This window comes from Herpetosiphonaceae bacterium (assembly GCA_036374795.1).
Taxonomy (GTDB): Bacteria; Chloroflexota; Chloroflexia; order Chloroflexales; family Kallotenuaceae; genus LB3-1.
This window is the reverse complement of sequence record DASUTC010000182.1, coordinates 1-26,562: the sequence shown is the minus strand read 5'-3', so window position 1 is coordinate 26,562 and position 26,562 is coordinate 1. Positions and strand designations below refer to the sequence as shown.

22 protein-coding genes, 3 tRNA genes and 1 pseudogene are annotated in these 26,562 nt (G+C 62.5%); 10 read left to right on the top strand and 16 right to left on the bottom strand.

The window, feature by feature from the left end; translation table 11 throughout:
* The first annotated feature begins 20 nt into the window (after window positions 1–20).
* Window positions 21–386: a hypothetical protein gene (locus VFZ66_13215; protein ID HEX6290147.1), complete on the top strand. Its 366-nt coding sequence runs from the start codon at window positions 21–23 to the stop codon at window positions 384–386.
* Window positions 387–483: 97 nt separating this feature from the next.
* Here the strand turns inward: VFZ66_13215 and VFZ66_13210 are convergent, their stop codons facing one another.
* Complete coding sequence (locus VFZ66_13210; protein HEX6290146.1) at window positions 484–864, bottom strand: 2Fe-2S iron-sulfur cluster-binding protein; 381 nt, start codon at window positions 862–864, stop codon at window positions 484–486.
* Window positions 865–1,130: 266 nt separating this feature from the next.
* On the opposite strand from VFZ66_13210, the gene VFZ66_13205 reads away from it, so the two are divergent.
* The 5 genes from VFZ66_13205 (at window position 1,131) to VFZ66_13185 (ending at window position 5,868) form a co-directional block, all read left to right on the top strand.
* On the top strand, window positions 1,131–1,883 hold the full coding sequence (locus tag VFZ66_13205) for a hypothetical protein (GenBank protein HEX6290145.1): 753 nt from the start codon (window positions 1,131–1,133) through the stop codon (window positions 1,881–1,883).
* Between the two features lie 602 nt (window positions 1,884–2,485).
* Window positions 2,486–2,998, top strand: coding sequence for a hypothetical protein (locus tag VFZ66_13200; protein ID HEX6290144.1), 513 nt, complete (start codon window positions 2,486–2,488; stop codon window positions 2,996–2,998).
* A gap of 32 nt (window positions 2,999–3,030) precedes the next feature.
* A complete protein-coding gene (locus VFZ66_13195; GenBank protein ID HEX6290143.1) occupies window positions 3,031–4,125 on the top strand; it encodes a glycosyltransferase family 4 protein in 1,095 nt (364 codons plus the stop codon).
* A gap of 87 nt (window positions 4,126–4,212) precedes the next feature.
* The gene (locus VFZ66_13190; protein ID HEX6290142.1) at window positions 4,213–5,220 is read left to right on the top strand and encodes a hypothetical protein; all 1,008 of its coding nucleotides are present in this window, start codon (window positions 4,213–4,215) and stop codon (window positions 5,218–5,220) included.
* Between the two features lie 39 nt (window positions 5,221–5,259).
* On the top strand, window positions 5,260–5,868 hold the full coding sequence (locus tag VFZ66_13185; GenBank protein HEX6290141.1) for a deoxynucleoside kinase: 609 nt from the start codon (window positions 5,260–5,262) through the stop codon (window positions 5,866–5,868).
* Window positions 5,869–5,953: 85 nt separating this feature from the next.
* Here the strand turns inward: VFZ66_13185 and VFZ66_13180 are convergent, their stop codons facing one another.
* The 6 genes from VFZ66_13180 to VFZ66_13155 form a co-directional block, all read right to left on the bottom strand.
* Window positions 5,954–6,688 carry a CDP-alcohol phosphatidyltransferase family protein gene (locus VFZ66_13180; protein HEX6290140.1) on the bottom strand — a complete coding sequence of 245 codons (735 nt, stop codon included), beginning with the start codon at window positions 6,686–6,688 and terminating at the stop codon, window positions 5,954–5,956.
* 270 nt (window positions 6,689–6,958) lie between these two features.
* The gene (locus VFZ66_13175) at window positions 6,959–8,557 is read right to left on the bottom strand and encodes a TROVE domain-containing protein (GenBank protein HEX6290139.1); all 1,599 of its coding nucleotides are present in this window, start codon (window positions 8,555–8,557) and stop codon (window positions 6,959–6,961) included.
* A 203-nt stretch (window positions 8,558–8,760) separates the two neighbouring features.
* Window positions 8,761–8,832 (bottom strand) — tRNA-Met (locus VFZ66_13170).
* 14 nt (window positions 8,833–8,846) lie between these two features.
* Window positions 8,847–8,969 (bottom strand) — tRNA-OTHER (locus tag VFZ66_13165).
* 428 nt (window positions 8,970–9,397) lie between these two features.
* Window positions 9,398–9,541, bottom strand: a tRNA-OTHER gene (locus tag VFZ66_13160).
* Window positions 9,542–10,163: 622 nt separating this feature from the next.
* The gene (locus tag VFZ66_13155; GenBank protein ID HEX6290138.1) at window positions 10,164–10,355 is read right to left on the bottom strand and encodes a hypothetical protein; all 192 of its coding nucleotides are present in this window, start codon (window positions 10,353–10,355) and stop codon (window positions 10,164–10,166) included.
* A 220-nt stretch (window positions 10,356–10,575) separates the two neighbouring features.
* Between VFZ66_13155 and VFZ66_13150 the strand changes: the two genes are divergently transcribed.
* Window positions 10,576–11,097, top strand: coding sequence for a hypothetical protein (locus VFZ66_13150; protein HEX6290137.1), 522 nt, complete (start codon window positions 10,576–10,578; stop codon window positions 11,095–11,097).
* A gap of 76 nt (window positions 11,098–11,173) precedes the next feature.
* On the opposite strand, the pseudogene VFZ66_13145 reads toward VFZ66_13150, so the two are convergent.
* From VFZ66_13145 to pdxH, 3 genes and pseudogenes are all read right to left on the bottom strand, one after another.
* Window positions 11,174–11,497 (bottom strand): annotated as a pseudogene (locus VFZ66_13145) (DCC1-like thiol-disulfide oxidoreductase family protein).
* A 209-nt stretch (window positions 11,498–11,706) separates the two neighbouring features.
* Complete coding sequence (locus VFZ66_13140; protein HEX6290136.1) at window positions 11,707–12,783, bottom strand: Gfo/Idh/MocA family oxidoreductase; 1,077 nt, start codon at window positions 12,781–12,783, stop codon at window positions 11,707–11,709.
* Window positions 12,784–12,865: 82 nt separating this feature from the next.
* The gene (pdxH, locus tag VFZ66_13135; GenBank protein ID HEX6290135.1) at window positions 12,866–13,504 is read right to left on the bottom strand and encodes a pyridoxamine 5'-phosphate oxidase; all 639 of its coding nucleotides are present in this window, start codon (window positions 13,502–13,504) and stop codon (window positions 12,866–12,868) included.
* Between the two features lie 231 nt (window positions 13,505–13,735).
* Here pdxH and VFZ66_13130 point away from each other — a divergent pair, with 231 nt between their 5' ends.
* On the top strand, window positions 13,736–14,974 hold the full coding sequence (locus VFZ66_13130) for an MFS transporter (GenBank protein ID HEX6290134.1): 1,239 nt from the start codon (window positions 13,736–13,738) through the stop codon (window positions 14,972–14,974).
* Window positions 14,975–15,034: 60 nt separating this feature from the next.
* Here VFZ66_13130 and VFZ66_13125 read toward each other — a convergent pair whose 3' ends face one another.
* Window positions 15,035–16,870 carry a hypothetical protein gene (locus VFZ66_13125; protein ID HEX6290133.1) on the bottom strand — a complete coding sequence of 612 codons (1,836 nt, stop codon included), beginning with the start codon at window positions 16,868–16,870 and terminating at the stop codon, window positions 15,035–15,037.
* A gap of 654 nt (window positions 16,871–17,524) precedes the next feature.
* Here VFZ66_13125 and VFZ66_13120 point away from each other — a divergent pair.
* Window positions 17,525–17,770: a hypothetical protein gene (locus VFZ66_13120; GenBank protein ID HEX6290132.1), complete on the top strand. Its 246-nt coding sequence runs from the start codon at window positions 17,525–17,527 to the stop codon at window positions 17,768–17,770.
* A gap of 721 nt (window positions 17,771–18,491) precedes the next feature.
* Here VFZ66_13120 and kynU read toward each other — a convergent pair.
* The 5 genes from kynU to VFZ66_13095 form a co-directional block, all read right to left on the bottom strand.
* On the bottom strand, window positions 18,492–19,760 hold the full coding sequence (kynU, locus tag VFZ66_13115) for a kynureninase (protein HEX6290131.1): 1,269 nt from the start codon (window positions 19,758–19,760) through the stop codon (window positions 18,492–18,494).
* 82 nt (window positions 19,761–19,842) lie between these two features.
* Complete coding sequence (locus tag VFZ66_13110; GenBank protein HEX6290130.1) at window positions 19,843–20,637, bottom strand: tryptophan 2,3-dioxygenase family protein; 795 nt, start codon at window positions 20,635–20,637, stop codon at window positions 19,843–19,845.
* 120 nt (window positions 20,638–20,757) lie between these two features.
* Complete coding sequence (locus VFZ66_13105) at window positions 20,758–21,741, bottom strand: L-threonylcarbamoyladenylate synthase (protein HEX6290129.1); 984 nt, start codon at window positions 21,739–21,741, stop codon at window positions 20,758–20,760.
* Between the two features lie 54 nt (window positions 21,742–21,795).
* Window positions 21,796–24,969: a histidine kinase N-terminal 7TM domain-containing protein gene (locus VFZ66_13100; protein HEX6290128.1), complete on the bottom strand. Its 3,174-nt coding sequence runs from the start codon at window positions 24,967–24,969 to the stop codon at window positions 21,796–21,798.
* 394 nt (window positions 24,970–25,363) lie between these two features.
* Complete coding sequence (locus VFZ66_13095) at window positions 25,364–25,609, bottom strand: zinc ribbon domain-containing protein (protein HEX6290127.1); 246 nt, start codon at window positions 25,607–25,609, stop codon at window positions 25,364–25,366.
* Between the two features lie 150 nt (window positions 25,610–25,759).
* On the opposite strand from VFZ66_13095, the gene VFZ66_13090 reads away from it, so the two are divergent.
* Entirely contained in the window at window positions 25,760–26,251 is a 492-nt protein-coding gene (locus VFZ66_13090; protein ID HEX6290126.1) for an MgtC/SapB family protein, read from the top strand.
* Window positions 26,252–26,562 lie beyond the last annotated feature (311 nt).

The following is a 26,562-nucleotide window of genomic DNA, read 5'->3' as shown; positions in this document are numbered from 1 at the left end:
TCGGAATGTGGAGGAATGATATGGAACGGATGACTGTTTGGCTGGTGCTCGCGCTCGCGCTGGGCCTGCTGGTGGCGCGGCCCGCCGCCGCGATGACGATGTCCGACTGTGAGATGACGCCTACGGTTGCGTCGCTGCACCACTGTGTGCATCACGCGGTCGAGATGGGCGCGATCACGAATGCCGGAGTGGCAAAAAGCCTGCTGGCGAAGCTGGATGCCGCGCTGATTGCCGAGGCGCAGGGCCAGTCCCAGGCGGTGATCGGTCTGCTCAACTCGTTCATCTACGAGGTAAACGCTCAGTCCGGCATCTCGATCGACCCTGAGCACGCGCAGCATATGGCGACGCACGCGCGGGCTGTGATTCGAGCGCTGCAAGCAGGCTGAGTCGCTCAGCGCGCCGGTCCTGATCATCACACCCGCGAGCGAGATAGCTCGCGGGTGTGATCGTGTCTCCGCTCCTCGGTGATCGGTTCCCTCTGCTTTACGCGAAGGAGGTCGGCTCCTGCGGCTTGCTGGTCCACTCAGGCGGCGGGGTGATCTGCGCCTCCGGCTGCGGGCCGGGATCGGGGAGGCCGCTCTCATGGAGCGTCATCAGCGGGCGGAGTTGCATATCGTGGTCGCAGACGATCTGACACGAGAGACGCGCCTGTCCCAGCAGGCTCTTCTCCGCCAGCTTGTCCTGCTCGGCCTGAGTCATACGATCCGGCTCTCCGCTGACGAACTGGACGCGACAGGTGGTGCATTTGGCGTAGCCGCCGCAGCGATGCAGAATATCGACGCCGTTTTCCTCGATCGCTCGGACGAGCCGCGTACCGTCTGCGACATCAAACGTGCCGTATCCATCGACCTGAAGTTTGGGCATGGTGTCTACCTCCTGATGTTCAACGACGACGGGCAGAATTGTTCCAAGATTCGCGCCATGTGCTGCCTGTGTAGATTGTACTGGATCTCTGGTCGCCAACCATGCGTGGAGCGTGGCACCGATCCATCAACATCGCGCCGCGCTCACGAAGGCAGCGGCGAATCAGCTATAATAGTTTGCAGAGCAGATCGCTGATTGCGCTTCACGGCGCTGGCTCTGCCGCCGCTCGGACCTATCGATGCAGAAACAACCTGGAGGCTATAGCGATGAAACGGATCGGACAAAGCTTGCTCGCGCTGGTGCTCGTGCTCAGCGCGATATGGGCGGTGCCGTCGGCTACTGCGCAGCGTCAAAAGCCGGGCGAATCTCAGCACCACGGCGGGCAGCACGCTCGTGAGGCACGACCACACGGCGATCCTGTCGTGCGGCAAGGTCTGATCACGGCGACCGCCGCTGTCACGGCGCAGAAGCCTCGCCAGGTCCGCGCGCAGCTTGAGGCGGGCAAGAGCATCGAGCAGATCGCGCTGACGGCTGGCAAGAGCGCGGCGGATGTCCTCGCGCGCTTCGATGCCGGGGTGGATCGGGCGCTGAGACGAGCGGTGGATAGCGGACGTCTGCCGCAGAGCGTTGCCAATGCCCGCGCGGCTTGGTTCAAACAGGCGGCTCGGCTCCAGATCGATCAGCCGGGGTTGCAGCCCGCGTTTCCGGGCCTCCATGAGCTGCATGTGATGATGATCTCGGCGGCGGTGCGCGTCAGCGGGATGCGGCGCGTCGATATTCGGGCACAGCTCGAGTCGTGCAAAACGCTCTCCGCGATCGTCGCCACCAGGGGCAAATCCGGGGCGGATGTCGCCAGGGATGCGCTGGCGCAGGCCGACAGGACGCTGATGCAGTGGGTTTCCGAGGGCAAGCTGACGACGGCTCAGCGCGATGAGTGGCACGCCGCGCTCCAGGCGGCGATGAGCAACATGGTGAGCACGTCGGGGCTGCATGTCGCCGGGAAAGAGTGCGCGACATAGCGCGAGGCCGCTCCTGATCGAGCATTGACGCATATGGTAGACTAGTGAGTACATCCACCGTTGGGGTGTGGACACATCAATGACGATGTTTGAACAACGCGCACTGCCGTGTTGAGCGATTCCTTTTGGAGCTACCGCGCGCTCTACCTAACGTCTCTGGCGCTATGCTGGGAGGCGGCACAGGAGGAAGTCGATCGCCATGAGATTGATGTGCCGGATGGTTTCACGGCCCACCCCCGTCCTTCACCCCCCTATCGCACTCCCCCGCAGATTACCTGCGTCCCACACCATGCCGCACGCGCTTCGTGCTACGAATCTTGCTGGAACAGATGGGTTAGCTTGTCACGATCTGCCGTATTCACGTAGCGCAATCGATCACTCCATCGAGCACAGGTGCTTTTGCTTTATCTGACGCTGCTTGCTTTGTAAGCAGCCATGTCGCTGCGTAGGCAGAGCTGTGGCTGCCGCTGGAAAGCTGCTGTCGGCCTGGCCTTCATCCATCTGCATTCAATCGGCGGTCCTCGCGGCCTGAGGATGATCATCGCGTTTTGCGACATCGCAGCCAGATGCGCGACGTGGCGCCATCGAGAAGGAGATTCCGCATGATCACAACGTACACCGACCTGCTGAAACGTATCGACCAGTACGTGGATGCCTATATTCTCTGTTTGGGCGCGTGTAGCGGCGAGCAGGTTGAGCAGGTGAATGACGATCTGCGGCGCGTGATCGATGAGCTGCAAAACTTGCAAAAACACCCCGACCAGCGAGGCGCGGTCGATGCTGTGAGCGAGCAGATTGCCGCGCGCGGCGTGCAGCTTCGGGCCTTGATCCAGCCGCCGTCGCCTGGCCGCTCCGCGCAGGCTACAGAGTCGTTGAGGCGTGCTCTGCACCGCTACCTCGGCGCGGTCGTCGTCTATCTTGAGCAGGCGGGCGGGTTCGTGGGGCGCGAGCACATGAGCCTGCTGCTCGGCGAGATGATCGCCGATCTGCGGGCGCTGGCGCTCCATCCAGCCGACGAAGATGTCATGCGTTTCGCCGCCGATCTCGAAACCAAGTGTGAGCAGTTGCCCCAGCTGCAACGGCCCTGGCAACAGTTTTACGAGCAAGCGTTGTAACCGTCCTGTACGCCGGGCAAGAGGAGCCGCACATGCGCATTGCACAAATCGCGCCGATGTATGAGTCCGTGCCACCCACGCACTACGGTGGTACTGAGCGAGTTGTTTGGAATTTGTGTGAAGAGCTGGTCAAGCGCGGCCACGAGGTAACGCTCTTTGCGAGCGGCGACTCCGACACCAGCGCGATGCTACACCCCACGACGCCACATTCGCTGCGCCGCCACCTGACGCGCGACGAGATGCTCAATCTATCGCCGTATCTTCATCTCTCGATGCTGAGCCATGTGTATCGCCGCGCGGATGATTTTGACATCATTCACTCGCATGTCGATCATTTTGCCTTTCCCTTTGCGCGGCTGGTCCCGACGCCGACCGTTACCACGCTGCATGGACGCCTCGATCTGTCGATCCTGCCGCCGATTTTGCGCTGCTATCCTCATCTTCCGCTTGTTTCGATCAGCATGGCGCAGCGCGCGCCGCTGCGTGAGCTGCCGCTCAACTGGGTTGGATGCGTGCCCAACGGCATTCCGCTCGATCGCTTCACCTTCCAGCCCAGGCCGGGCGATTATCTGGTATTCGTGGGCCGCATCTGCCCTGAGAAGCGGCCAGACTGGGCCGTCGAGATCGCGCGGCGCGTCGGCATGCCGCTCAAAGTCGCCGCTAAGGTCGATCCGGTCGATCACCAGTACTGGACAGTCGAGATCGCGCCGTTGTTCGCGGCGAATGATGTCGAGTATCTCGGCGAGATCGGCGAGCAGGCCAAGGCTGATCTGCTCGGCGGCGCGTACGCCACGCTTTTTCCCCTCGCCTGGCCGGAGCCGTTTGGCCTGGTGCTGATCGAATCGATGGCTTGCGGCACGCCCGTGATTGCTTTGCGGCACGGGTCGGTGCCTGAGATCTTGCGCAATGGCGTCAGCGGTTTCATTTGTGACTCGCTCGATGAGATGGTGGCGGCGGTTCGCAGGGTGGCAACACTCGATCGGCGGCTGTGCCGGGCCGAGGCGCTGCGCTTCACCTCAAAGACGATGGCCGATAGCTACGAGCAGGTGTACGATCGGGTAATCGCGGCGCGTAAAGATCCCGGCTATGCGCGCCAGCTGGGCGATGTCGGCGCGCCGGATGGGTAACGGTTGCTGCGCTCGCTGGCGGATCTTGCCTCGCTCGGTCTGATATGCTACCTGGCTGCTGTATCGCCTCGCAACAAAGGAGTCATGATGACCGAGCCAATATCTTCGCTGCTCTGGACGCAGCCCGGCTGGCTTGCGCAGATGCGTGCCTGGATTCTGGCCGAGCTTGAGCGCCGCCACATACTGGTGCATGGCCCGATCGAGCAGCCGCATGTTCGGCCCTGGTCAACCGTGCTGCGGGTGCCGACCAGCGCAGGCGATCTCTACGGCAAGGCGGTGATGCCCGCGCTGTCGCATGAGGCCGCGCTGACCGGGGCGCTGGCCCGCTGGCGGCCCGACTGTATGGTGCAGCCTGTGGCGATCGATGTCGAGCGCGGCTGGCTGCTGCTGCCCGATGCAGGCGCGACGCTGCGCAGCCTGATCGAGTCGCCGGAGGATCTCTGGCGCTGGCATCGGCTGCTGCCGGTCTACGCCGAGGTGCAGATCGAGATGTCCGCCCGCTGCGGCAAGCTGCTCTCGCTGGGCACGCTGGATCGGCGGCTCACGACGCTGCCCGCGCAGTACGAGCGGCTGCTCTCCGACACCGCCGCGCTGCGCGTCGATCAGCCCGATGGCCTGACCTCAGACGAGTACCGGCGGCTACGCGATCTCGCGCTGCGATTGCCCGCCATGTGCGGGGCGCTGGCGAGCTACGGCATCCCCGAAACCTTGCACCACGACGATTTTCACGACGCCAATATCTTTGTGCGCGACGAGCGCCTGGTCTTTGCCGACTGGGCCGAGAGCTGTGTGTCCCATCCGTTCTTTACGCCGATGGTCATGCTGCGAAGCATCGGCTACCGGCTGAAGCTGGACGCTCACGGGCCTGAGCTGCTGCGGCTGCGCGAGATCTACCTTGAGCCGTGGACGCGCTACGGGTCGCGCGAGGATCTCTTAGGTGCGTTCGAGCTGGCGCAGCCGCTGGCGATGCTCTGCCGCGCGCTGACGTGGTATCGCGTGGTGTCAGGTCTGGATGAGCCGTTCAAGACCGAGTATGCCGAGGTGGTGCCGGGCTGGCTTCAGGAGTTTCTCAACGCCGCGACGACCGCCGGATGATATGCTTGCAGCCGCGCTCTATCCTTCAGGAAGGCCCATGTGGGAAAACTGGTGACTGTGGTCGGTAACGCCGGAGTTGGCAAGACGACGCTCACGGAGCAGCTTTGTGGGGCGCTGCCGCTGATGCATGGCCTAGAGCAGCACGCATCCCGTCCGTTCCAGCAGCTATTTGCCGTCGACCGTACCCGGTACGCGCTTGCCAACCAGATTGACTACCTGCTGCTGCGCGCCGAGCAAGAGGCTGCGATCCGGCAGCGCACAGGGGTGGGCATGCAGGACGGCGGCCTGGACGAGGATTTTTATATCTTCACCCGCTTCTTCTATCAGCAAGGCTACTTGAGCGCGGACGAGTTTCAGCTCTGCCAGCGGATGCACGGGCTGCTCCGCCATACGCTGCCGCCGCCCGATCTGGTGATCTACCTGACCGCGCCGCTGGATGTGGTGATCGAGCGGCACCGTCGGCGGGGGCGCACGCTGGAGATTGCCGCCGTCGGCGATCTGGCGACGCTTGACTTCCTCTGCCAGGCGTGGCTGCGCCGGCTCGATCGCTCGCCGGTCATCACGGTTGATGCCAGCGCCGACGATCCGACGTTTGCCGCGCAGATGCCCCGGCTTGTCGCCGCGATCCAATCGCTGTTTGAGTCTTAGGCAACATTCGCTCCATCACAAAGACCAGCCGCGCGGCTGGTCTTGAGTGAAAGCTATGAATCGGTTTATATGAAAGCGTACGAGCTTACGCCGCCCGCGATCTGTTCTTGATCGTCCAGGGCTTGAACGTGAGATACAGGCTCAGACCCAGGTAGTACACAAGGTACAGCAGCGAGAAATCGCTCAGGATCGGGCTTGGCGTAGGTAGCTGCGGGAGTATCCAGGCGTAGCAGAGCAGCCATAGCCCGGTGAGCGCCAGCGTAAGCCGCCGAAATGCCGCCGTTCGCGACGGATAGACGTAGCGGATCGGCACGAAGACCAGCAGCGAGCAGACGATCATGATGATGCTGACGGTCGTGGGCGTGAGATCGAGCACGATCGTGTAGAACGCGACGACGTTCCAGTAGCTCGGAAAGCCTAAGAAAAAATGATCGTCGGTTTTGGCGTCCACGCGGCAAAATTGGTAGCTCGATGCGAGCAGCGGAAGCGCCGCCAGGATCATGCCCGCGTTGCCTTGCGGCAGATATTCGCCGCTCCACAGCAGCAGCACCGGCGCGAAGACGTACGTTAGATAATCGACAATATCGTCGAGGCGGCGGCCATCGAACCAGGGCAGCGTCTCGCTCACCCGAAACCGGCGCGCCAGCGTGCCGTCGGTGCTGTCGATGATCAGCGCGATCAGGCCGAGCCACAAAGCCTGCACGGTGTTGCCCTGAAACGCGGCCAGCACGATCAGGAAGGCCAGCACGGCTCCACTGGCGGTGTACAGATGGACCGCAGCGGCGCTGAGCTGCCCCCACGGCGATGTCGTTTGTCGCATCAAGGCGGTTTCCTCTAGTTAATCGAGTCGGCACGAAGAACGCGGTCGATCATCGAGCGCATCGCGTAGATGCAATAATACCAAATTGAGCGGCAGGTTGGCGATCGTTTCGTTTCAAGTTTCGAGTGCTGAGTTTTCCCTGGTGCTTGGTGCCTGGTTCTCCGGTTGTTCGTTGTTCTGGTGTTCGTGGTCCACGACGCAGGCAAACAAAAACCGGAGCGCTCGCGCAAACGCTCCGGTCCAATCAATAGTAGCCGATGTTCGTGCCGCTCATAGCTGCACCTGCCGCACCGCCTCGACCTGTCCGGCGTAGCCCGCCAGGGTCTGCGCGATGTAGGTCGGCACATGATCGGCCCAGCCGTACACGTAGTGAACACCCGGCTCATCGGGCGGCGCGACCGCCTGCGGGTAGGGCGCGATCGTGATCAGGAATGCCTGCGCCTGTGGCGCGACCTCCTTGCGGTAGCGTCGCCACGTCGGCAGGAAGCCCTCGCCGCCGTAGGAGTCGTGCGCCCACTCGACGTTGTCGGTGATGCCGATGAACACGTCGACCGCCGTGCGCTGCTTGTGCAGCATCGAGATCGGTGCCGAAACTGCTGTCCCGCCCCCGCCGATCGAGGCCAGCGTGGCGACGATCTGCATCAGCGGCAGCGTCGGCTTGAGATCGACCTTGACCACGCCCGTCTCGAAGGGCAGCACCAGCGCGTCGCGGCTGGCCTTGAGCATCGCGCCCGCGAAGATCGCGGCCACGTCGATGTAGCGCACCTTCGACGGATGGTGGATCGAGCCGCTCATCGATCCCGACACGTCCGGCGCAATCGCCACCACGCCCGGCAGCTTCGGCAGATTGACGAATGCCAGCTCCAGCGCCTGCTCCAGCGCCGCCTTGACCCGCTGCTCCTCGGCGTTGCTCGGCTCGAATGCGACCCAGGCCGCGTGCAGCCGGAAGGGCAGGACCTTTGCCTTGCGCAGCGCGTCGGCGTTCGCCAGCCGCCCGGCGACGTACCCGGCGATCTCGGCGTCGGCCAGCACGCCCGCCCGCTGAAGCGTGTTCAGGTGGCGCAGCAGGGCGAAGTAGGGCATCTGCCGCATCAGAAAGACCCAGGTTTCCTTGTCGGGCTTGATCGCGCCGGTGACAACCTCGTACGGCAGGCGGCCCCGCTCGATCAAGGCGCGAATCTCCGTCGCGTCCTCGGTGCGCTTCAAGACCTCCAGCGCGTGGATCTGCGGCACGATCTCGGCGATGCGCTCGCCGTACGTATCGCGCCACTTCTGTCGGTCGGTCAGATACAGAAAGAGCGCGTCGTGCTGCTCGTCGCACGGCTGCGGATGCGTCAGGCGCAGCACGTCGCGCAGCGAAAGCTTGGCTCCCGCGTCGGAGCCGTACTTGATCACGTGGTACTCGCCGATGCCGTTCAGCCAGCGGTTGACCTCGTCCTTGATCGTCCGGCCCAGCCCGGCGCGAATCTGCTTGCTGCGCACGATCTGCACGAAGTCGAGCAGATCGCCGGGTGTTTGAATCACACGCGGGAAGATCGCACGAAACAGCGTCCGGTCGACCAGCGAGAGGTATACCAGCCCGATGATCGGCTGGAGCCGCATCGTGCCCTGCTCGCGCGCATAGACGATGGCGCGGGCGGCGAAGGCAGGATCGCTCGCCAGCATGCGCTGGTGGACATCCTGCGCCTGCGTGTAGTTGTCGCCCACTGATGCGTAGAACGTGTGGCCGAGCGTGTTGGTGAGCAGCACTTGCAGGTACTGCTCTTCCAGCGTGCGGGTGAAGCTGGGAAAGCCCTCATGGTTCACCCCGGTCGCCTGCTCATAGCCAGCAGGGCGCGATCCGAATAGCCGACGGACGATGTTGGTCATGCGGCACCTCCTTTGAAGAAAAAGACCAACAGCCAGAGATCGGGGAAGGCGGGCGGGTGCCCTCTGGGCGAACTCGCGACCTGCCGCGTGAGAAACGAAGGAACTCCCACAGTTACCTCGCAGCGAGGGAATGGCGCGGAAGTCTCTGGCGGGCGTTGCTGCCCCACCTGCCGCTCTACCGCTGAGCTACTTCCCCGTCGTTGTCGGGATGGGTGGAATCGAACCACTGGCCTGCTGCGTATGAAACAGCCGCTCTACCGCTGAGCTACATCCCGCCGCTGATGCATAGTGGTGGGGGAGGCGAGACTCGAACTCGCAACCTGCCGATTAAAAGTCGAAGTATCTCCTACTACACCTCGAACCGAGGAAATGGCGTAGAAGCACGCTGCTCTACCAGTTGAGCTACTCCCCCAAGGCCGCATCAGCCCTTCAGATCCGCGTGACAGCGATCTCCTTGCATCCGATTGAAGACGAGGGAATCGTCGCCGGGGCTGGACGACGTTGCCGCCGCCCCAGGAGTCGAACCTGGATGAGCCAATCGAAGGAACCCCAGCAGGCACCTCGTCTCGCCAACGACCGGGGAGGGAATGGAGGCTGACGCCGCCCACACACCCGCGAGCGGGTGGAGTCGTTGCCGCGACTCGGGGCTAATGGTGGCGAAGGAACGCCAGCCAGCACCTCACCATATACGAACGCTGCCGATGGCAGCCACAAAAGACAGCGGTGGCACGCGGCGGCGTTTTCGCCTGCGACAGGACCGTGTGACGCTGGCTCGACCGTACCGCTCTTAGCGCTTCAACTTGTCCCGCTGCGTGCCCGGCCAGCCAGGGCCGTCGCTGTTGGTGGGGGAGGTGAGCGGGTGCCCTCAGGGCGAAGCCACGAGAGCATACGCCAATAGATCCCGAAGGAACCCCCACGTCACCTCGATCCGAGGAAAGGGTGTAGAGGTATGTCTATCGCCTTTGACCACTCGGCCACTCCCCCAGAGCTAGCCGACGAGGGAAAGAAGCTGAAGTCGGGGATTGCTCCCCTTCGATTGACGGTCGAAGGATCTCCAGCCAGCACCTCGTCGTTTCCGATCCGCCGGTTTCGTACACCACGCCGTGAGTTTGAAACCAGCCCGAATAAAAGTTTACACTTTACAGCGCAAACATCCTGCGCGATCGATCCGGTGATCGATCATGGAGCGTGATGGTTGTGACCGGGAAAAGAATACCGGTCGCCCCGTGGGAGCGACCGGTATATACTGCGTATCCGTGGAACTAGGCGCGTATATGCGGTCGCAACCATCTATTTGGATTATCGCTCATCGGGCAACGCATCGTACCACGTGGGCAGTACATGGCGTATGCCCGCTGCCTGGACGATTCGAGATGCCACGATTGTTTGGTTGCGACTAACATAGTGATTCACCTGAGCTGTAGATACGTTGACGGTGTTGTAAAGTCTTTCGAGAGCATAACATATCGTCTGCCGAGAGTCAAGAGGGGAATCGGACGAATTTTGAGGGATTTTTGCAAGATCGACCGGCAGCGGACTGACAGAAGCCGATCCACGGCTGCATGATGATCGTGGATCGGCTCCAAACGCTGGCGTCGGGTGCGTTCTAGGAGCGATCCGTGCCTGTCGTCGGCGCATCGGGAACGCTGGCGGTCGTCGATGGCGGATCGCTGGCCGGAAACGATTCTTCGACCGCCTCGTCGTACTCAGGCGTGGGGTCCTGCGGCAGCTCGTCGGATTTATTTTTGCTCTGCTGGTAGACTTGCTCGTCGGTCTGCTTGCGATCATGCTCTGTCATGGCGCTCCCCCTTCAGGTAAGACTCTTGCTGGCTTACATGAACGAGGCGAGCAACAAACATGCCAGTAGCGCCTATCGGCTGCGCGCCTGCCATCCATCCGCGTGCGAGATTCGTAACCAGGGGTAAGATCGTACAAGGATGGTAGACACGCGCAAATTGGAGTACTATGTAACACAACAGGGATGCTGGAAGCGTTCGTAGTGGACAAGGAGGATGGCTATGCAAAGCTCTGCCCGCAAGTACCCAGGTACACGTCGGTGGTCGGTACCCGATGTCGTCGGTTTAGGTGGCGCTGTGGCCGGGTTTCTTGCAGGCGCTGTCATGGTGCTGATCTCGCCGATCCTGTCGTTGCTGACCGGCATTAGCGTCTGGGAGCCGCCCAAGATCATCGCCGCGACGGTGTACGGGCCGTCGGTTATGAGCACGCCCGGCTTCGAGGTCGGCCCGGTGCTGACTGGAACGATCATTCACTTTGCGATCTCGATCGTGCTCGGCGCGATCTTCGGCATCGTCACCCACCGCATGCTGCACATGACGACCGACTTTGGCCTGCCCGCGCTGATTGGCCTGATCTACGGCTTGATCATCTTCTTCATCGCCTATTTTATCATCCCATTGGTCAACCCGGTTGTGACGGATTACGGTATGGCCCCGGTGATCGCCCAGAACATCGCGTTCGGCATCTGTCTGGGGATCTTCTACAGCCTGGTGCGGCACCACCCATACACCACGCACGAGTAGCCACATGCCTTTGCGCTTCCAGGGATTGCGGTGTGTACACATCGTTGTGCGGCACACCGCCCGTGGAGCGGCCTCGTCAGCGGCACTGCTCAGGATGCTGCTCGCAGTATGGCCGATCGCCCGGCAGACGGCTGCGGTTTTTCGCTACCCAGTCGTACACGCCGTCTTGAAGCTGTCGAATACCAGGCAGGCGGTAGAGCCACAGCGGCAGGCGCGTTCCCAGCGCTGCGGCTAGCGTCGCGTTGATCGCACTGGCCCCACGATAGCGCGCGCCGCCCGGCGTAATCGCCCACGCCGCCGCCTCGCACTGCGCGCGGGTCAGCCCGGCCCGCTGGTGTATGCCGGATTGTTGAAATGGGATCACCGTCACGCGGTGATGGCGATCGAGCGTCTGCACGAGACGGACCGATCGCGTTCAAAATCCTCACGAGCCGTCGAAGATCAGCGTCAGCTCCTCCGGCGCTTTCGATCGTCGCATCGCGCCTCCACGTTTCGAGCTTCAATTTTCAAGTTTCAAGGTTCGAGTTGATCGAACCTTGAACGTTGAACTCGCCTTTTGCTCCTTCGTCCAAAGGGCACCCGCTTTGTTCCTTTATTCTCCGCCCCGCTTTATGCTGTCCGCTCGGCGGTGGGCAGCGCGGTTGAGGGCGGGGCTCCGCGCGTCTCAGGCTGTCGTTCGGGCGGCTGCGCGTAGTGCAGCACGGGTAGATCGAGCACCGTGCGCAGGCCAGGCCGCAGCATCGTCATGTGGGGGATGGCCCGTACCATTAGCGCAGCGGTCGCCAAGTCGCCGTGGATGCCGCCCCGAATCAGCATGTCGATCGGCGGCGTGCCCGCGATTTTGACCGCATCGTACGTGTCGGTCAGGCCGATTGCTGTGCGCCAATCAAGATTCAGGACCTCGCGCCGCGCCATAAAGCCGCGCGCCGACTGATGAATGCCCGCGACCTGTCCGGGGGCGACGGTGACATACGGCGTGCGCAGCCAGGTTTCGGCGATAATCGGCTCGGCGTGCTCGACGATCCGATCGAGCCGCCAGCCCAGCGCGTCGGCGATCATCCGCAGCGAGTGGACCAGCCCGACATGCGGCGTGGTGCGCTGGTGAAGCCAGTCGCGGAAGGCCAGTGGATCGAGGCCCGCGCCGATGCGCTGCTGGAGCGTGACGCGGCGGGTGCTGGCGTCGATCGCGCGCTCGACATGGATCTGCTGAATATCGATGCTTGGCGCGGTCAGCAGGATCGGCAGCATGTCCATCACAAAGCCGGGATTACTGCCGATGCCAAGCACGGGTACTCCAGCGCGCGTGGCCGCCTCGTCGATGTCCTGCGCCACCTCGCGATGCGTCGCCGCCGGATAGACCAGCTCCTCGCAGGTCGAGATGACCCGCGCGCCGACTTCCAGGCAATCGCGAATCTGCGGAAAGACCTCCTGAAGAAACGAGGCCGTAGCGATCACGACGACATCGGGCCGGGCCTGACGGAGCACCTGGGCCGGATGCGATCGAACGCGCACGCCAAGCGGCTGTGAAGCGCCCAGGAGTTCGCCCAGGTCGCTGCCGACTTTGATCGGATCGCGCTCGATGCCGCCGACCAGCTCCAGGTGTGGCTGTTGCAGAATCAACCGGGCGATGCCGGTGCCAATCTGGCCCAGACCGTACATCACAACGCGGATCGGACGCTGAAGCATAGCTGTCCCCTTTCTCAACATGCCAGCGATATGAATCCAGCATACTCCTTGCGTCCGAATTTTCAAGAGGGCCGGGCCTGAGCTAGGGCGCTAAGCGCTCGATGAGCCACGTCTGATCGGCGCTCAGCCGGTAGCGTATGCGATCATGCAGGCGGCTGGGACGGCCCTGCCAGAACTCGATCGTCGTGGGCACCACGCGGTAGCCGCCCCAGTGCGCGGGCCGGGGAACAGCCGCGCCAGCGTGAGCCGCCGCCACCTCTGCCAGCCGTTGATCGAGCACGTCGCGTCCGGCGATCACCTGGCTCTGCGGCGAGGCCCACGCGCCCAGACGGCTGCCCTCCGGACGGCTGGCGAAATACGCATCGGCTTCTTGCTCCGTCACCCGCTCGACGCGCCCTTCGATCCGCACCTGCCGCTCCATCTCCGGCCAGAAAAAAACCAGCGCCGCGCGGGGATTAGCCTCAAGCTCGTCGCCTTTGCGGCTGAGATAGTTGGTGTAGAAGACGAAGCCGCGCGCGTCGAACTCTTTCAGCAGGACGACGCGCGCCGAGGGGATGCCATCGGGCGTGGCAGTTGCCAGAGTCATCGCGTTGGGCTCCGGCACTTGAGCGCGCAGCGCTTGATCGAACCAGATCTGAAACTGGGCGAACGGATCGGCGGCAACCTCGCTTTTGCGCAGCCCGTGCTGGCTATACTCTCGACGCAGATCGGCGATCGACATAGGTGTGTTCCTTACTCTGATGTTTAATCGCTGAAACAGCACCCTGCTAGTGTAGCATCCTCCGGCCATGACCAGCCGGATCTGGTCGCGCGACGATCTACGAGCTTCGACCTTGGTAGGTTGAAACAGCAGCGCTGGCGTGCTATCGTTCACGCGGTGGAACTGCCTGTATACCTTTGATCGCTCTGTCGTCTGGGAGGATGGTACAGCGCGCGGGAAGGAAGATATTTCGTGGAGCATACGACGACGACGCGACGATCGCAAGATGGACGCTCGAAGCTGTGGTTTCATATCGCGGTGGCGTTCGCCGCACTGATGTTCATCGGTACCAACGACGGCGCGATAGGCGTGCTCTTGCCGAGCTTGCAGCAGCAGTATGGCTTAGACAAGCGTACCGTGAGCTATCTCTTTTTCTCCGGCACCTGCGGCTATCTTGTCGCCGCGTTCACCAGCGGCCTGCTCGTCGAGTGGCTTGGACGGCGCACGTTCCTGACGCTCGGCGGCCTGGCGTTATTCACGGGCATGATCACCATCGCCAGCGTGCCGCCGTGGCTGATCGTGCTGCTGGCGCTGGTGGTGCTGGGCTTTGGCGTGGCGATCGTCGATGCGGGATTGAACGCCTACGTCGCATCGCTGCCGAATAACACGGCGCTGCTAAACTACCTGCATGCCTTCTACGGCGGCGGCGCGCTGGTCGGGCCGCTGCTCGCGTCGCAGATGCTCGCCTTTGGCTGGGGCTGGTATCGCGTGTACGGCCTGCTGGCAGTGCTGGCGGTGCTGCTCACCATCAATCTTGTCGTCGCCTTTCACGGCGCGGAGCAGCCATCGCACGACAGCGCGGCCCACGATCAGCAGCATACCGGAAACGTGATGCGCGCGGCGCTTGGCCTGCCGATCGTGTGGGTTGCGGCGCTGTTCCTGTTTTTATACGTCGGCGTCGAGGTCAGCGTCGGAAGCTGGGTCTATAGCTTTCTGACGGAGCATCGCGGGATCGCGACGCTGCTATCGGGGCGGCTGGTGAGCGGCTACTGGTTCGGGCTGATGCTCGGACGGCTGGTGCTCGGCGGTGTCACCGAGCGCCTGGGCAATGTGCTGGTGATCCAGCTCTGCCTGGCCGGTACCGCCATCGGGCTGCTGCTGGTCTGGCTGGTGCCGCTAACGCCCGTCGCCGCGTTCGGGCTGGCGCTGGCCGGGTTTAGCCTCGGCCCGATCTTTCCGACGCTGATCGCGGTGATCTCGCAGCTTGTGCCGGTGCGTCTGCTGCCGAGCGCGATCGGCTTTATGACCAGCCTGGGCGCTGGCGGGGCGGCCTTTTTTCCGTGGCTGGCGGGAACGCTGGCGAATGAGCGGGGCATCTGGACGATCCTGCCCTATGCGCTTGTGCTCACGGTGATCGTGCTGGGACTGTGGCTGCTCTTTCAATACCACGCCCGGAAGCTGGCGCAGCCCGGCGCGTCGCAGGCTGCCTAGCCGCTGTCGTGAGGTGGGCCGGCGCGGCGGATACATCAAGCGTATCCGCCGCGCCGCACGCTAGTCGAAACGAACATCGAGGTGCAGGGCAGCGGCAACCTCGGCAAACTTGGCCCGAATTGCGGCAAACGCCTCGCGCTGTCCCTCGGCAAGCTCTGAGATCGTCAGCGACGTTCTCATGCCTGGCTCACGAAAGTATGGCCCTTGCCAGAGATCCCTCGGAATAGTGCGGCCATCCCACACCCACCGTTTGTACACCGCGTAGATGCCGCGAATAGTTGCCACAAGCCGCTCTGTATTGGAGCCTCGTGTCGCACGCCCCGCCTCAAACGCGGTGCGTAAATGACCGTGAAAGCCGCTGCTGCCCTCCTGAGCCTGCGTGCATGCCTTGCTGCTGACACGACCGTCTTTGAGCCGCTTGACGTAGATCGCCCCGCTGTGTCCCTGAAGCGTTTTGATTGTTGCCTCCCGCGCACGAGCGCCTGAATCATCGTAGACCACTTCTTCTTCGGAGTCGCAGGTCGCGGGATTGAAAATAACACTCGTGGTGGGGCTGCGCAGGAGATTTTGAAGCTCGATCCAGCCTGGCTCAGGCGCGCCGCCAGCCTTCGCCTCAAAGTGTGTTTTGACGATCGCGAGCATCTGGTCGCAGGGAATCCACTCGTGCGCCGCGCCTTCGCCCATGCGCAGTTGGTTTCTGATCCACCGACTATTCTTGGTGCTCTGCCAGTCTCGCTCGAAATGCGCGAGCCGATACCCGCTCACCTCGCCGCTGGTAGCCATACCGCCCATAAAGGCAAGCACTCTTTCATAATTGTTATTCCCAGGGCATCCAGTGACAACGGCGTAAATACCGGCATCGGGGCGGTCCTCTGCGCTCTCGTCAAGCTCGTGAAGCAGCGCTTCCTTGATGACATCGATCAGCTCGGCTCGGTGAGCTTTATTGAGCACCCATTCGCAGTATGTGCCCCAGATCGCATCGATCGTTCTTGATTTGGCAAGTTTAGACCATACGTTAGTGCCTGATCTTCCCGCTTTCTCATCCCGATATTCTGTCAGATCGAGGTCGCTACTGACTGCCGCCTCGATTTCGCGCGTGGCCTTTTTCCAGGGGATCGGTCCCGATCGCCCCTTAATCGATGGTCCTGTGGGGCGCTTGAAGTGGCGATGGTTCGCAAAGAGGTGCGCTTTGATCTGCTCCCAACTTTGCCCGGTATTTGCGATGGCCCGTAAGGTGCGTGCGAGTTCTTCGCGGAAGCCTGTACTGTAGAGGTTGTTGAGCCGATCGGCGAAGACCTCGTCCAGGGGCACTGGAGATGAGGAGCTTGACGAGCTGGATGATCCCGCTGAAGGCAATGATGTCGGCACAGGCAGAGCGCTACCCATCGGCCCTCGCAAGATCTCTTCAAAAGTGAGCAGCGAGTCGGCTCCGCTTGCTTCCGGTGCGCTCAACAGGTTGTTCAAGAAGAAATCGACATCAAACTCCTCAACCCCACCGCCGCCTGATGAGGATGGCATGGGCGGCGTGTGAGCGAGGGGCGTGCTCGATGGCGTGCTCGATGTCGATGCGTGCCCTCCCATGATGCCGCCCGCCTGCGGCGTTAAGATGGATGGCAGTGGCGGCCTGGGGAGTAGGTCAGAAAAGAGCAAGGCTTCCAGGGTAGCAAAGTCATAGCCACCAGAGGGCGCGCCGGTGGATGTGGAGGCGACCGGATTCGCTCGACCGTCTGAGATGGATGGCACACTGAGAGCACTATCCAGCGAAAGCAGCGCTGTCGGGTCGATCGCCTGGGTATGACCGAGCGAGGAAGATGGAGTCGGCGCATCCTGGGTGCTTATCGACGGCGCTGACGATAGCGTCGGCAGGGAAGGCAATCCCGGCGTAAGCTGTGGCACAGCCGAGGCGCCATCGGCACTATCAACTCTGCCCCGCTTTTCTCGTGCTTGCGTTTTCCGCGCAGGCAAGTGATCCCTGCGTTTTTGGCCGGTCAGGGGCGAGTGCGGCGTGGGCGCTGGGCCACCAGTGGCTAATGGCGGCCTGGGAATGATTGCAGGTCGCCTGGGTGTCATCGGCGGCAGTGGAGCGTGCATGGTTGGGGGCAGCAGCGCGCCTGGAAGCGATGAGCTAGCGCTTGGCGATGGTATAGGCGCGAACGATGGTGCAGTGGGCAGCATCGGGTGCGAGCCTGAGAAATGTGATACCCCCGATGGTGCGGTGGGCAGCATCGGGTGCGAGCCTGAGAAAGCCGATCCCATAGGCGCTATCGAGCTGGGCGGCGTGGGCACCATATGATTCGGGTAATAGACCTGATGCCCCGCAGCGGCATCGTGGACCGGCGTATAATCACGCACCAGGTTAAAAGGCATGGCATCCCGTGGATAGTAGACAATACTCCTCCGGTCAGCTTGCCAAATAGCCTGATACCCACGCGCAAACAGCGAAGATCCGGGCTCGTCCGTCTCGCGAATCCCTCCGTGCGTGCGTGACCAGACGGAAACGCCCTGGATCGGGCCGGTGCTGGATGTGCCAGACGCGGCGATCCCGCGCAGATGCGGCGCGACCGGCTGGCCCTGCGCCGCTTTCGCGCCCATCTCGTCGGCCTCGGCCTCAAAGCCATGCTCCTGGTTGATCGCTCCGCCTTTGCCCTGCAGTGTTTGAACGCGACCTGCCCGCTGCTGCACGACATGCGTCAGCTCGTGACCGAGCAACGCCTGCCCAGAAGCGCTTTCGGGATCGTACGCTCCCGGCGCGAAGCGAATCTGCTCGCCCTGGGTGTACGCCAGCGCGCCGACTGAGGATGCTGCCGGTCCCTCGTGAATCTCGACGCTTGCAAAATCGGTCGCGAATGCCCGCTCCATCTTTGCCCGAACGGCGTCAGGCAGGGTTTGCCCACGGTCCTGGGTGGTTGTGGGTGGCTCTAGCGGACCGGCGACAAGATTCCTCTCCGCAGACGGTAGCGCGGGCGGCGCGTAGCGCTTGGCCTGCTCGGTCATCTCGATCTTCGCCTGAATCGGCTGTTCATGTGCCGCCATCGTGCCGCGCTCGCTCGGCATGGTCGATGGCAGCGTCGTGGATCGACTGGCGGGCTGTGAGCTTGTCATAACTAAGCGCTGCACAACCCGGTTGCCGATCGCTCGTTGCAGCCGCAGCAGGTCGTCCGGAAGCTGATGTGGACGATCAACGCCCTGGTGCTGAGCCTCTGGAGAAAGATGCTGGCCGAGACTATCGACCTCGGCTGACGCGCTGGGACGTGTAGGACGCGGCTGTGTTCTGCTGGCCGGGACAGATCGCTGTCGTTTGCTCATAGGCATCCTGTGACGCTCAGGTATCGCGATCGGATGCAGCTAGTGTAGAACAGTCTCGCTCGATTGTGGTCGTTTGTCAGGTCCTTGATCGGTACTACCCGCGTATCAGGCTGTGCTAGTACCTGCGCAGGCTGCTGCGCTCCTGGGTTTTCGCAGGCACGATCGATCGCGCAGGGCAGGCCTGTAGAAATGAGCCTGATTCTGCTCGGCGCTACGTGACGGCTGGGGCAGCCCTGGCGTACTTTTCGTACAGCCGCTCGACGACCGTCTGCCGCATCCGCATCACGCAGGTGTGAATGTCGCGGAACGAGGTATAGATCGGCGCGATGCCCAGGCGAATATTGTCGGGCGCGCGGAAATCGGGCAAGACCCGCATATCGTTGATCAGCGCCAGATCGATCCTCAGGCCCTCGGCATGGCCCAGCGAGACATGCGAGCCGCGCCAGCAGGCATCACGCGGCGAGTTGAGCGTAAAGCCCAGAGGAGCGAGAAGCTCCTGCCACAGCGCGATCAGATACTCGCTTTGGCGCACCGACTTCTCGCGCAGCGCGTCGATGCCCGCCGCCAGCAGCAGATCGACGCCCGGCTCGATCAGCGCGAGCGAGATCACCGATGGCGTGCCGGTCAAAAAGCGGCGCAGGCCCGCCGCAGGCTGGTACTGCAGGCCAAACTGAAAAACGTTGCGCTGGCCCATCCAGCCGGTGATCGGATTAAGCAGCCGCTCTTGCAGATCGCGGCGGATATACAGGAACGCGGGTGCGCCCGGACCGCCGTTGAGATACTTGTAGCAGCAGCCGATCGCCAGATCGACAGTAGCCGCGTTGAGATCGACCGGCACCGAGCCGACGGAGTGGCTCAGATCCCAGAGCATCAGCCCGCCAGCATCGTGTACTGCCTTGGTGATCGCGGGCATATCGTAGACATAGCCGCTTTTGAAGACCGTGTGCGACAGTGTGACCAGTGCCACGTCGCGATCCAGGCTCGTCCGCAGCGCATCGACCGGGCCGTGAATCCCGTCGGGCGAGGCGACGACTTGCAGGCAATGCTGGCGGTCGAGGATGTCGAGCGCGCCCTGCAAAATATAGATGTCCGATGGAAAATTGAGGTCGTCGGTCAGCACGCGCGACCGCCCCTGCTGAGCGTGCAGCGCGGCGACGACCAGCTTGAACAGATTGACCGAGGTCGAGTCGGCAACGATCACCTCGTCGGGCTGCGCGCCGATCAGCCCCGCGATCTTCGCGCCGACGCGCTCCGGCAGCGTAAACCAGCCCTCGTTCCAGCCACGGATCAGGCGCTCGCCCCACTGGCGATCAACCAGATCATGGGCCAGGGCTTGAGCAGCCTTCGGCAGGCGTCCCAGCGAGTTGCCGTCGAGATACATCAGGTCGGGATCGGCAAAGACGAATTGCTCGCGAAAGTGTGCCAGCGCGTCCTGCGCGTCAAGCTCGTCGGCATAGGCTCGATCTGTTCGTACAGGCATCGGTAAAGGCATCATCCTCGTGCATCCTTTTCGGCACCAGTGCTGCGGCGCGTTGCTGGTTTGGCTCCCGGTGATTCGTGGGCTACAGGTGGGCACGAATCGCCCACAGATCGGGAAAAAACGGCCTGATCGTCGAGAGCAGATACGAGACTCCGCTTGAGCCGCCGGTGCCCTGTTTAATGCCGATCGTCCGCTCGACCATTTTGACATGGCGATAGCGCCACTCTTGAAAGCCCTCATCCATATCGACTAGGCGCTCGCACACATTACTGACGGTCGGGTTATGGCGGTACACATCGATCAAGATCGCCTGGACCTCAGGCGACGGCTCGAGCGGCTGCGTCACGTCGCGACCAAGCTGATCGGCGGGCAGCTCGTAGCCATTACAGTGTAGGAACTGCAAAAAAGCATCCCACAGCGTCGGCTGGTCGTAGCGCGCGGCGATGCGCTCGCGGCCCGGCATATCGGTGGGAAAATGGCTGAGCATGGCCGCTCGCTTATAGCCCAGCGCAAACTCGATCTCGCGGAACTGCAACGATTGAAAGCCGCTGGACGACTCCAGGTAGCCGCGAAACGCATTGAATTCGAGCGGTGTCATCGTCTCAAGCACATCGATCTGTGCGACGATCGTCTTGAGGATTGCCAGGATGCGCCGCAGCGTGCGCGCGGCTTGCGCCGTTTCGTTCTGCCGCAGACGCTCTTGCAGGTAATCGATCTCGTGCAGGATTTCTTTGAACCAGAGTTCATAGACCTGATGAATCACGATAAACAGCAGCTCATCGTGCTCCGGCCCGTCCGGCCCCTCGCTGCGCGGCGTTTGCAGACTCAGCAGCTCGTCCACGCGCAAATAGCTGGAATATGTCAAAGCCTTCGACATTGCATCACCTTTTTCAAAGTTCAAAGTTTCAGGTTTCGAGTTTCGAGCTATTCCCTTGTTCCTTTGTTCTTTTGTTCCTTGGTTCCTCTGCCGGGTGCCCTCTGGGCATGCACCCGGTTCTTAGCTCTCGGTTCCTGGCTCCTGGCTCGCCGCTCGCTGCAATCGATCGCGGATCGCGAGCCACGCCTCGCCCTCTGGCACGGCCTCCACCACAATCCGATCGCGGCGCAGAGCGTCTAGCTCACGTAGATGAGCGTAGAGCGCGTGGGCATAGCCGTCGGCGTCGCTCGGCGCAACCCGCCAGGTGACGCCGGGATGATCGATCGGCGCGCTGTGACGGGCCAGCACTGCGATACGCAATCTCTCATCGAGGAGATCGTTGACAGTAGGAGCGAGTTCGTTTGTACCGATAATCATTGTTCTTGTCACCGGCGCATAGTGGCTCGGCAGCGTTCCCGGCGCGCGTGTGGTGGATTTGTGGGCCTGGGCCAGCGGCACGCCCACCACCTCCGCGATCTGTGTCGCTGAGATCTGTCCTGGCCGCAGCAGCACCGGCTGCTCGCCCGTGAGATCGACAATGCTCGACTCCACGCCAACGCGGCACGGGCCGCCGTCGAGGATCAGCGCCACCGCATCGCCCAGCTCGGCCTGCACATGCTCGGCCCGTGTCGGGCTGATGCGCCCGAAGCGGTTAGCCGAGGGCGCGGCGATGCCTCCGCCGAACGCGGCCAGCAGCGCGAGCGCGACCGGATGATCAGGAATCCGCAGCCCGATGCTCGGCTGTCGGCCCGTAACCACATCCGGCACGTGCGGTGCCTTGGGCAGAATCATCGTTAGCGGGCCGGGCCAGAAACGCTCGGCCAGCCGCCGCGCCGCAGGCGGCACATCGCGCGCCCAGTCGGTAAGCGCGTCTACGCCTGGCAAATGGACGATCAGCGGGTGATCGGCTGGACGCCCTTTCGCGGCGAAGATTCGCCGCACCGCCGTTTCGTTGGCCGCATCCGCGCCCAGGCCGTAGACCGTCTCCGTGGGAAACGCCACCAGCTCTCCGCCGCGCAGCGCCGCCACCGCCCGCGCGATCTGATCTGCCGAAACAATCGTCATACTGCTCTCACGTGTAATCGATCCAGCCAGATTGCCGGATCGTTAGCCTGCTCTCTATTCCGTCACCGGCACCTCTGACTCGGGGGCCATAGCAGGCTGATCGAGCGGCGGCTCAGCCGAGCTTTGAGCGACAGGCAGCCAGATCGTAAAGGTCGAGCCTTCGTCAACCTCCGAGCGCAGCCCGACTCGTCCGCCCATCAGCTCGGTCAGGCGGCGCACGATCGTTAAGCCCAGGCCGGTACCGCCGTACTGGCGCGTCAAGGAGCCGTCGATCTGGTAGAACTCGCCCCAGATCCGCCCGTGCTCTTCGGGTGGAATCCCGATACCCGTATCATGAACACTCAGCGCGATCCACTCTCCTTGCGGAAGATCGTTGTCGGGAAGCGCGGCCATGTTCAACATCGTCGGCGGGCCATGCTCCAGCACGACCGTGATCCGTCCGTTGGCGGGCGTGAACTTGACGGCGTTGGAGAGCAGGTTCAGCACAATCTGACGCAAGCGCCTGCTATCGCCATAGATTAGCGGCTGGCCGCTCGGCGTTTGCGTGATTGTCACCTCAAGCTCTTTCTTCGAGACGAGCGTCTCGATGCTGCTGACAGCGCTCGACACCACCTCGTACAGCCGAACCGGCTCGCTCAACATCTGCATGCGGCCCGCGTCGATCTTGCTCAAGTCGAGGATACCGTCGATCAGATCGAGCAAACTGCGCGCGTTGCGGCTGACCCGTTGCAGGTTGCTGCGCTGCTGATCGTTCAGCGGCCCGGTGTGCTGCTCAAGCGTCAGATCGGTGAAGCCGATAATCGCGTTGAGTGGCGTGCGCAGCTCATGGCTCATCGTCGCCAGGAACTCCGATTTGAGCCGGGCTGCCTCCAATGCCTCATCGCGCGCCAGCGCCAGTTTTTCTTCGGTGCGCTTGCGCTCGGCCAGCTCTTGCTGCGCCGTGGTGTACAGCCGGGCGTTGACCAGAGCGATCGATGCCAGCTCGGCGAAGCGCGTCAGGATCGTGATCTCTTCATCGCCGAAGGACCATCCGGGCTCAAGATGAGCCAGGCCCAGCACGCCCACCACGTGCGGGCCGGAGGTGAGCGGCACGCCGACCACGGCATGAAGCCCCTTGTGCGGCTCGTCTGTCACCTGGCCGGGCCACTCCTGGTAGTTATTCACCGCTAGCGGCTGCCCGGTGAGCCAGACCGAGCCATCGACGCCAACGCCGGGCCGCAGGCGCTGGCCGACATACGATCGAAAGATGCCGACGCCAACCTTGATCTCGCTGGTGCCGCTGTTAGGCTCGCCTGAGTAGAGGTAGCCGTGCTCCGTCCCCACGAGCGCCCCGGCTCGCACCACGATCGCCTCAAGCACATCCGCCAGCTCAAGGCGATTCATCACCGCCAGCGCCGTATCGTGAAGCGCCGCAAAATACTCGTTCTGCTCGCGGAGCGCTTCTTCCACCCGCTTGCGGGCGGTAATATCGCGGGCAACAACCTGAAGCGCCGGTTTGCCCAGATAGGTGATCGGGATCGCCGCGATCTCTACGTCGATGCTCTGCCCATCCAGCCGGACGATCTTCTCCTCGATCAGCTCGGTGGGATTGCTGGCCTGATGAATCGTGTGATCGCGTCTCAGCGCCACCTCGCGGTAATCGGGATGAATGAAATCGTGAATCGGCTTGCCGATCAGCTCTTCGCGCCGGCATGCGCCGTACAGCTTGACGCCGGCGGCGTTGACGTAGACGAGCTTGCCTTCGCTATGAACGACGATCGGCTCCGGCGAGTACTCGACCAGCCGCCGATAGCGCTCTTCGCTTTCACGGAGGGCTGCCTCCGCCTGCCTGCTGGCAGTGATGTTTTGTCCGGCACCCAGAATTTGCACGACGCGCTGCTCTTCATCGCGGCGCGGCTGTCCGTAGTTGCGAATCCAGAGCAGGTCGCCGTTTTTGGCGACGATCCGAAACTCTGCGACATCGGCCTGCCCCGCGAGGAGCCGCCTGATATGCGCCTGCGTCACCGGGTGATCATCCGGGTAGGTGAGCGTATACCAGCCGCCTCGTGCCCGTACCTCCTCGTCAGAATAATCCGTGATGCGATAGAAGGCGTCGGTGATCCAGTCGAGATCGAGATCGCCGTTGGGATAGGCCAGCAGCGCGTAGGTGAAGTCCGATGTCAGCTCCGAGACCACCCGGTAGCGCTCCTCGCCGCGCTTATGCTCAGAAATATCGAGCAACACAGCCATGCATCCGGCAGGGTAGCCGTGCTGGCTCGCTAGAAACGAGAAGTTCAGGTCAAAGATGCGCTGCGGATAATCATCCTCCAGTACCACGGTCTTGCGAATGCTCTGGCCCTGGACACCCGGCGGCAAAACCGCTGCGATCGAAGGCCGGATCTCCTCCAATTTGTGCCCGACGACGTGCGCGGGCGACCATCCAAAGAGGCGTTGTGCGGAGGGGTTGATGTCGACGATGCGCCGCTGCGTATCCAGCACGATCACGCCGGCATACATGTTTTGAAAGATCGTATCGCGCGCGAGCGGCGTAATATCCAGCAGCCGAAACCGAAACAAGCCCCAGGCAAACGCGATGCCGGTCAGCATCAGCGCGAACGGCGTCACGTTCAGATGTGAGAACGGGCTTGCGTTGAAGATATACAGCGTACTGCTGACCAAAGGAATGATCACCGCCGCCAGCAGCAGGTTGATCGGCTGGCGATGCAAGCGCGGCGCGTGGAGCAGCTTGCCGATCAGCAGGACGCTGCCGAGCAGTAAGAGTGTGTAGGAATAGGCCATGTGGACCCAAAACCACGGGCCGTAGCGAACGTGAAGATCGTTGAGCGGATCGTCTGCGAAGACGGTCGGTTCGTACCAGATCAAGCTGTGCGACTCGTTGCTCACGACGAGCGTGAGCGTTATCGCAGGAACGATCAGCAGCAGCATATCATTGCGCCATGTGATCCAGTGCGATCGTTGGCTGTAGCGCAGCGCGAAAATAAGCCAGGCAACCGGAATTGTCACCAGGCCAACGTATTGTGCCTTGGCCCAAACGATTTTGGTTGGTATATCGCTACTGCTCAGCTCCAGCGCAAATGCGAGCATGACCTCCGCCACGGCAAGCATCACCACGGCGAATGCTGGCGCGCCCTGAGCGGTGCGCCGCCGCCAGGTATATCCGGCGATCCCTATCGAGACGCATGCTGCAATCAACAAAACAAAAACATATGGTGAATAATGCCAGTTCATGCTATTCCTTATGCACTGCGAGCGCTGAATGGATGCTGAGCATTGGTTCGCGGCTGTCGTCATGGCGGCGGAGCGTCTCGCATGGCTTATCTTCATCAGTGATTAGCCGTAGCGTCTATTTTCCTTGTTTTGGATGCTCTGCGCAAGTGCCGGAACAGACGGAGATGATCCCGGCTCTCCTGTTACGATCGGGGTGCATATGGACGGGCGGTACGATTCGGCGTCAGCAGTTGGCTTCGTCGTGGCCGGAGGCGCGATCATGCCGCATCGGACGAGGGGTGGGCGATGATCCGGGCGGGAACGACAGGCGGGCAGCCTCGCGCTCAGCCTGCCGTGGCACCAGGGGCGGCGGCGAGATCCGACGAGGGCGTGTGCGGCTACCCGCTGGAGTGTTCTATGCCGCAGGCTGAGGCACGGTGGAGCCGACCTCGCCCAGCAGCCGCTCTTCGCTGTCGCGGGCAACCTCTGGCCGAGCGGTGGGCTGCGGCGCGTACAGCTCGATATAGCCGCATGCGGTACAGACCTGCGCCAGGATTGGCTGCGGATCGGAGCCGATCGTCCCTGCCAGCAGCACCTCACCCTGCGCGGTCACTAAACCGCTGGTCCGGGTATCGTTATCGCATTTGACACAGCGAATCATCACTACGCTCCCTTCTTGACAACAACCCACGTAGCAATGCCGGTGCCGTGGTGCTGGTGCTGGCCTCTGGTCTGCTAGAAACATCATCAGTAGCTCGCACGACGGTACAGCCTGTGCAGGCATAGAAGTATAGCGAGCGGGAGGCGAAACATGGACGAATCCGGCGGATTGAGCGTTCCGATCATCGTGATGCGGCTGCTGGTAGCTGCGATCATCGGCGGGCTGATCGGCTATGAGCGGCGGCTCCACCACAAGGCGATCGGGATCAGCGGCATGATGATGGTCGCGGTGGGCAGCGCAACCTATATGCTGCTGGCGAAACACCTGGCAGAAACCGATCCGTCGTCGTTGAGCCGCACGTTGCAGGGATTGCTGCAAGGCATTGGCTTTCTGGGCGGCGCGGTTATCTTCAAGGGTGGTACGGATGTCCGAGGCATCAAAACGGCTGCTGCGATCTGGATTACCGGCGCGATTGGCCTGGCGATCGGCACCTGGCTCTGGCTGCTCGGCGTGACGGTCGGGATCGCTACGGCGTTGATCCTGTTTATTGCCGATCTTCCTGGTGTGCGGCGGCGCGAAGCGGAAGTTGAGGACGAGTCATCCGAGCAGAGCCAAGCGCCAGCCAAGGCCCAGGAGCGCTAGCAGGCAGAATTTCGTACGCTGTTTCTCCAACAGCCTCCTTGATTCTGCACGAGCGCGTGGGTAAGCGCGATGCAAGGATGCCAAAGTCGGGTCGGTGGGCGATAAAGACGCGACAGCCTCCATGCTCATCTAAGCATAGAGGCTGTTTGCTGCGACGGATGACGCGCTTCTAGTTGCTGCTGGCGTGAATCACCGCGCTGAGGGCGTTCACCTGGCCGTGGCCGTAGAAGCCGTTGTAGCCTTCGCCGCCCCGGCAGGTCGCCTGGAAGTTGGTTCCCGCGCGATACGGATTTGCCGGGCAATCCAGCGGA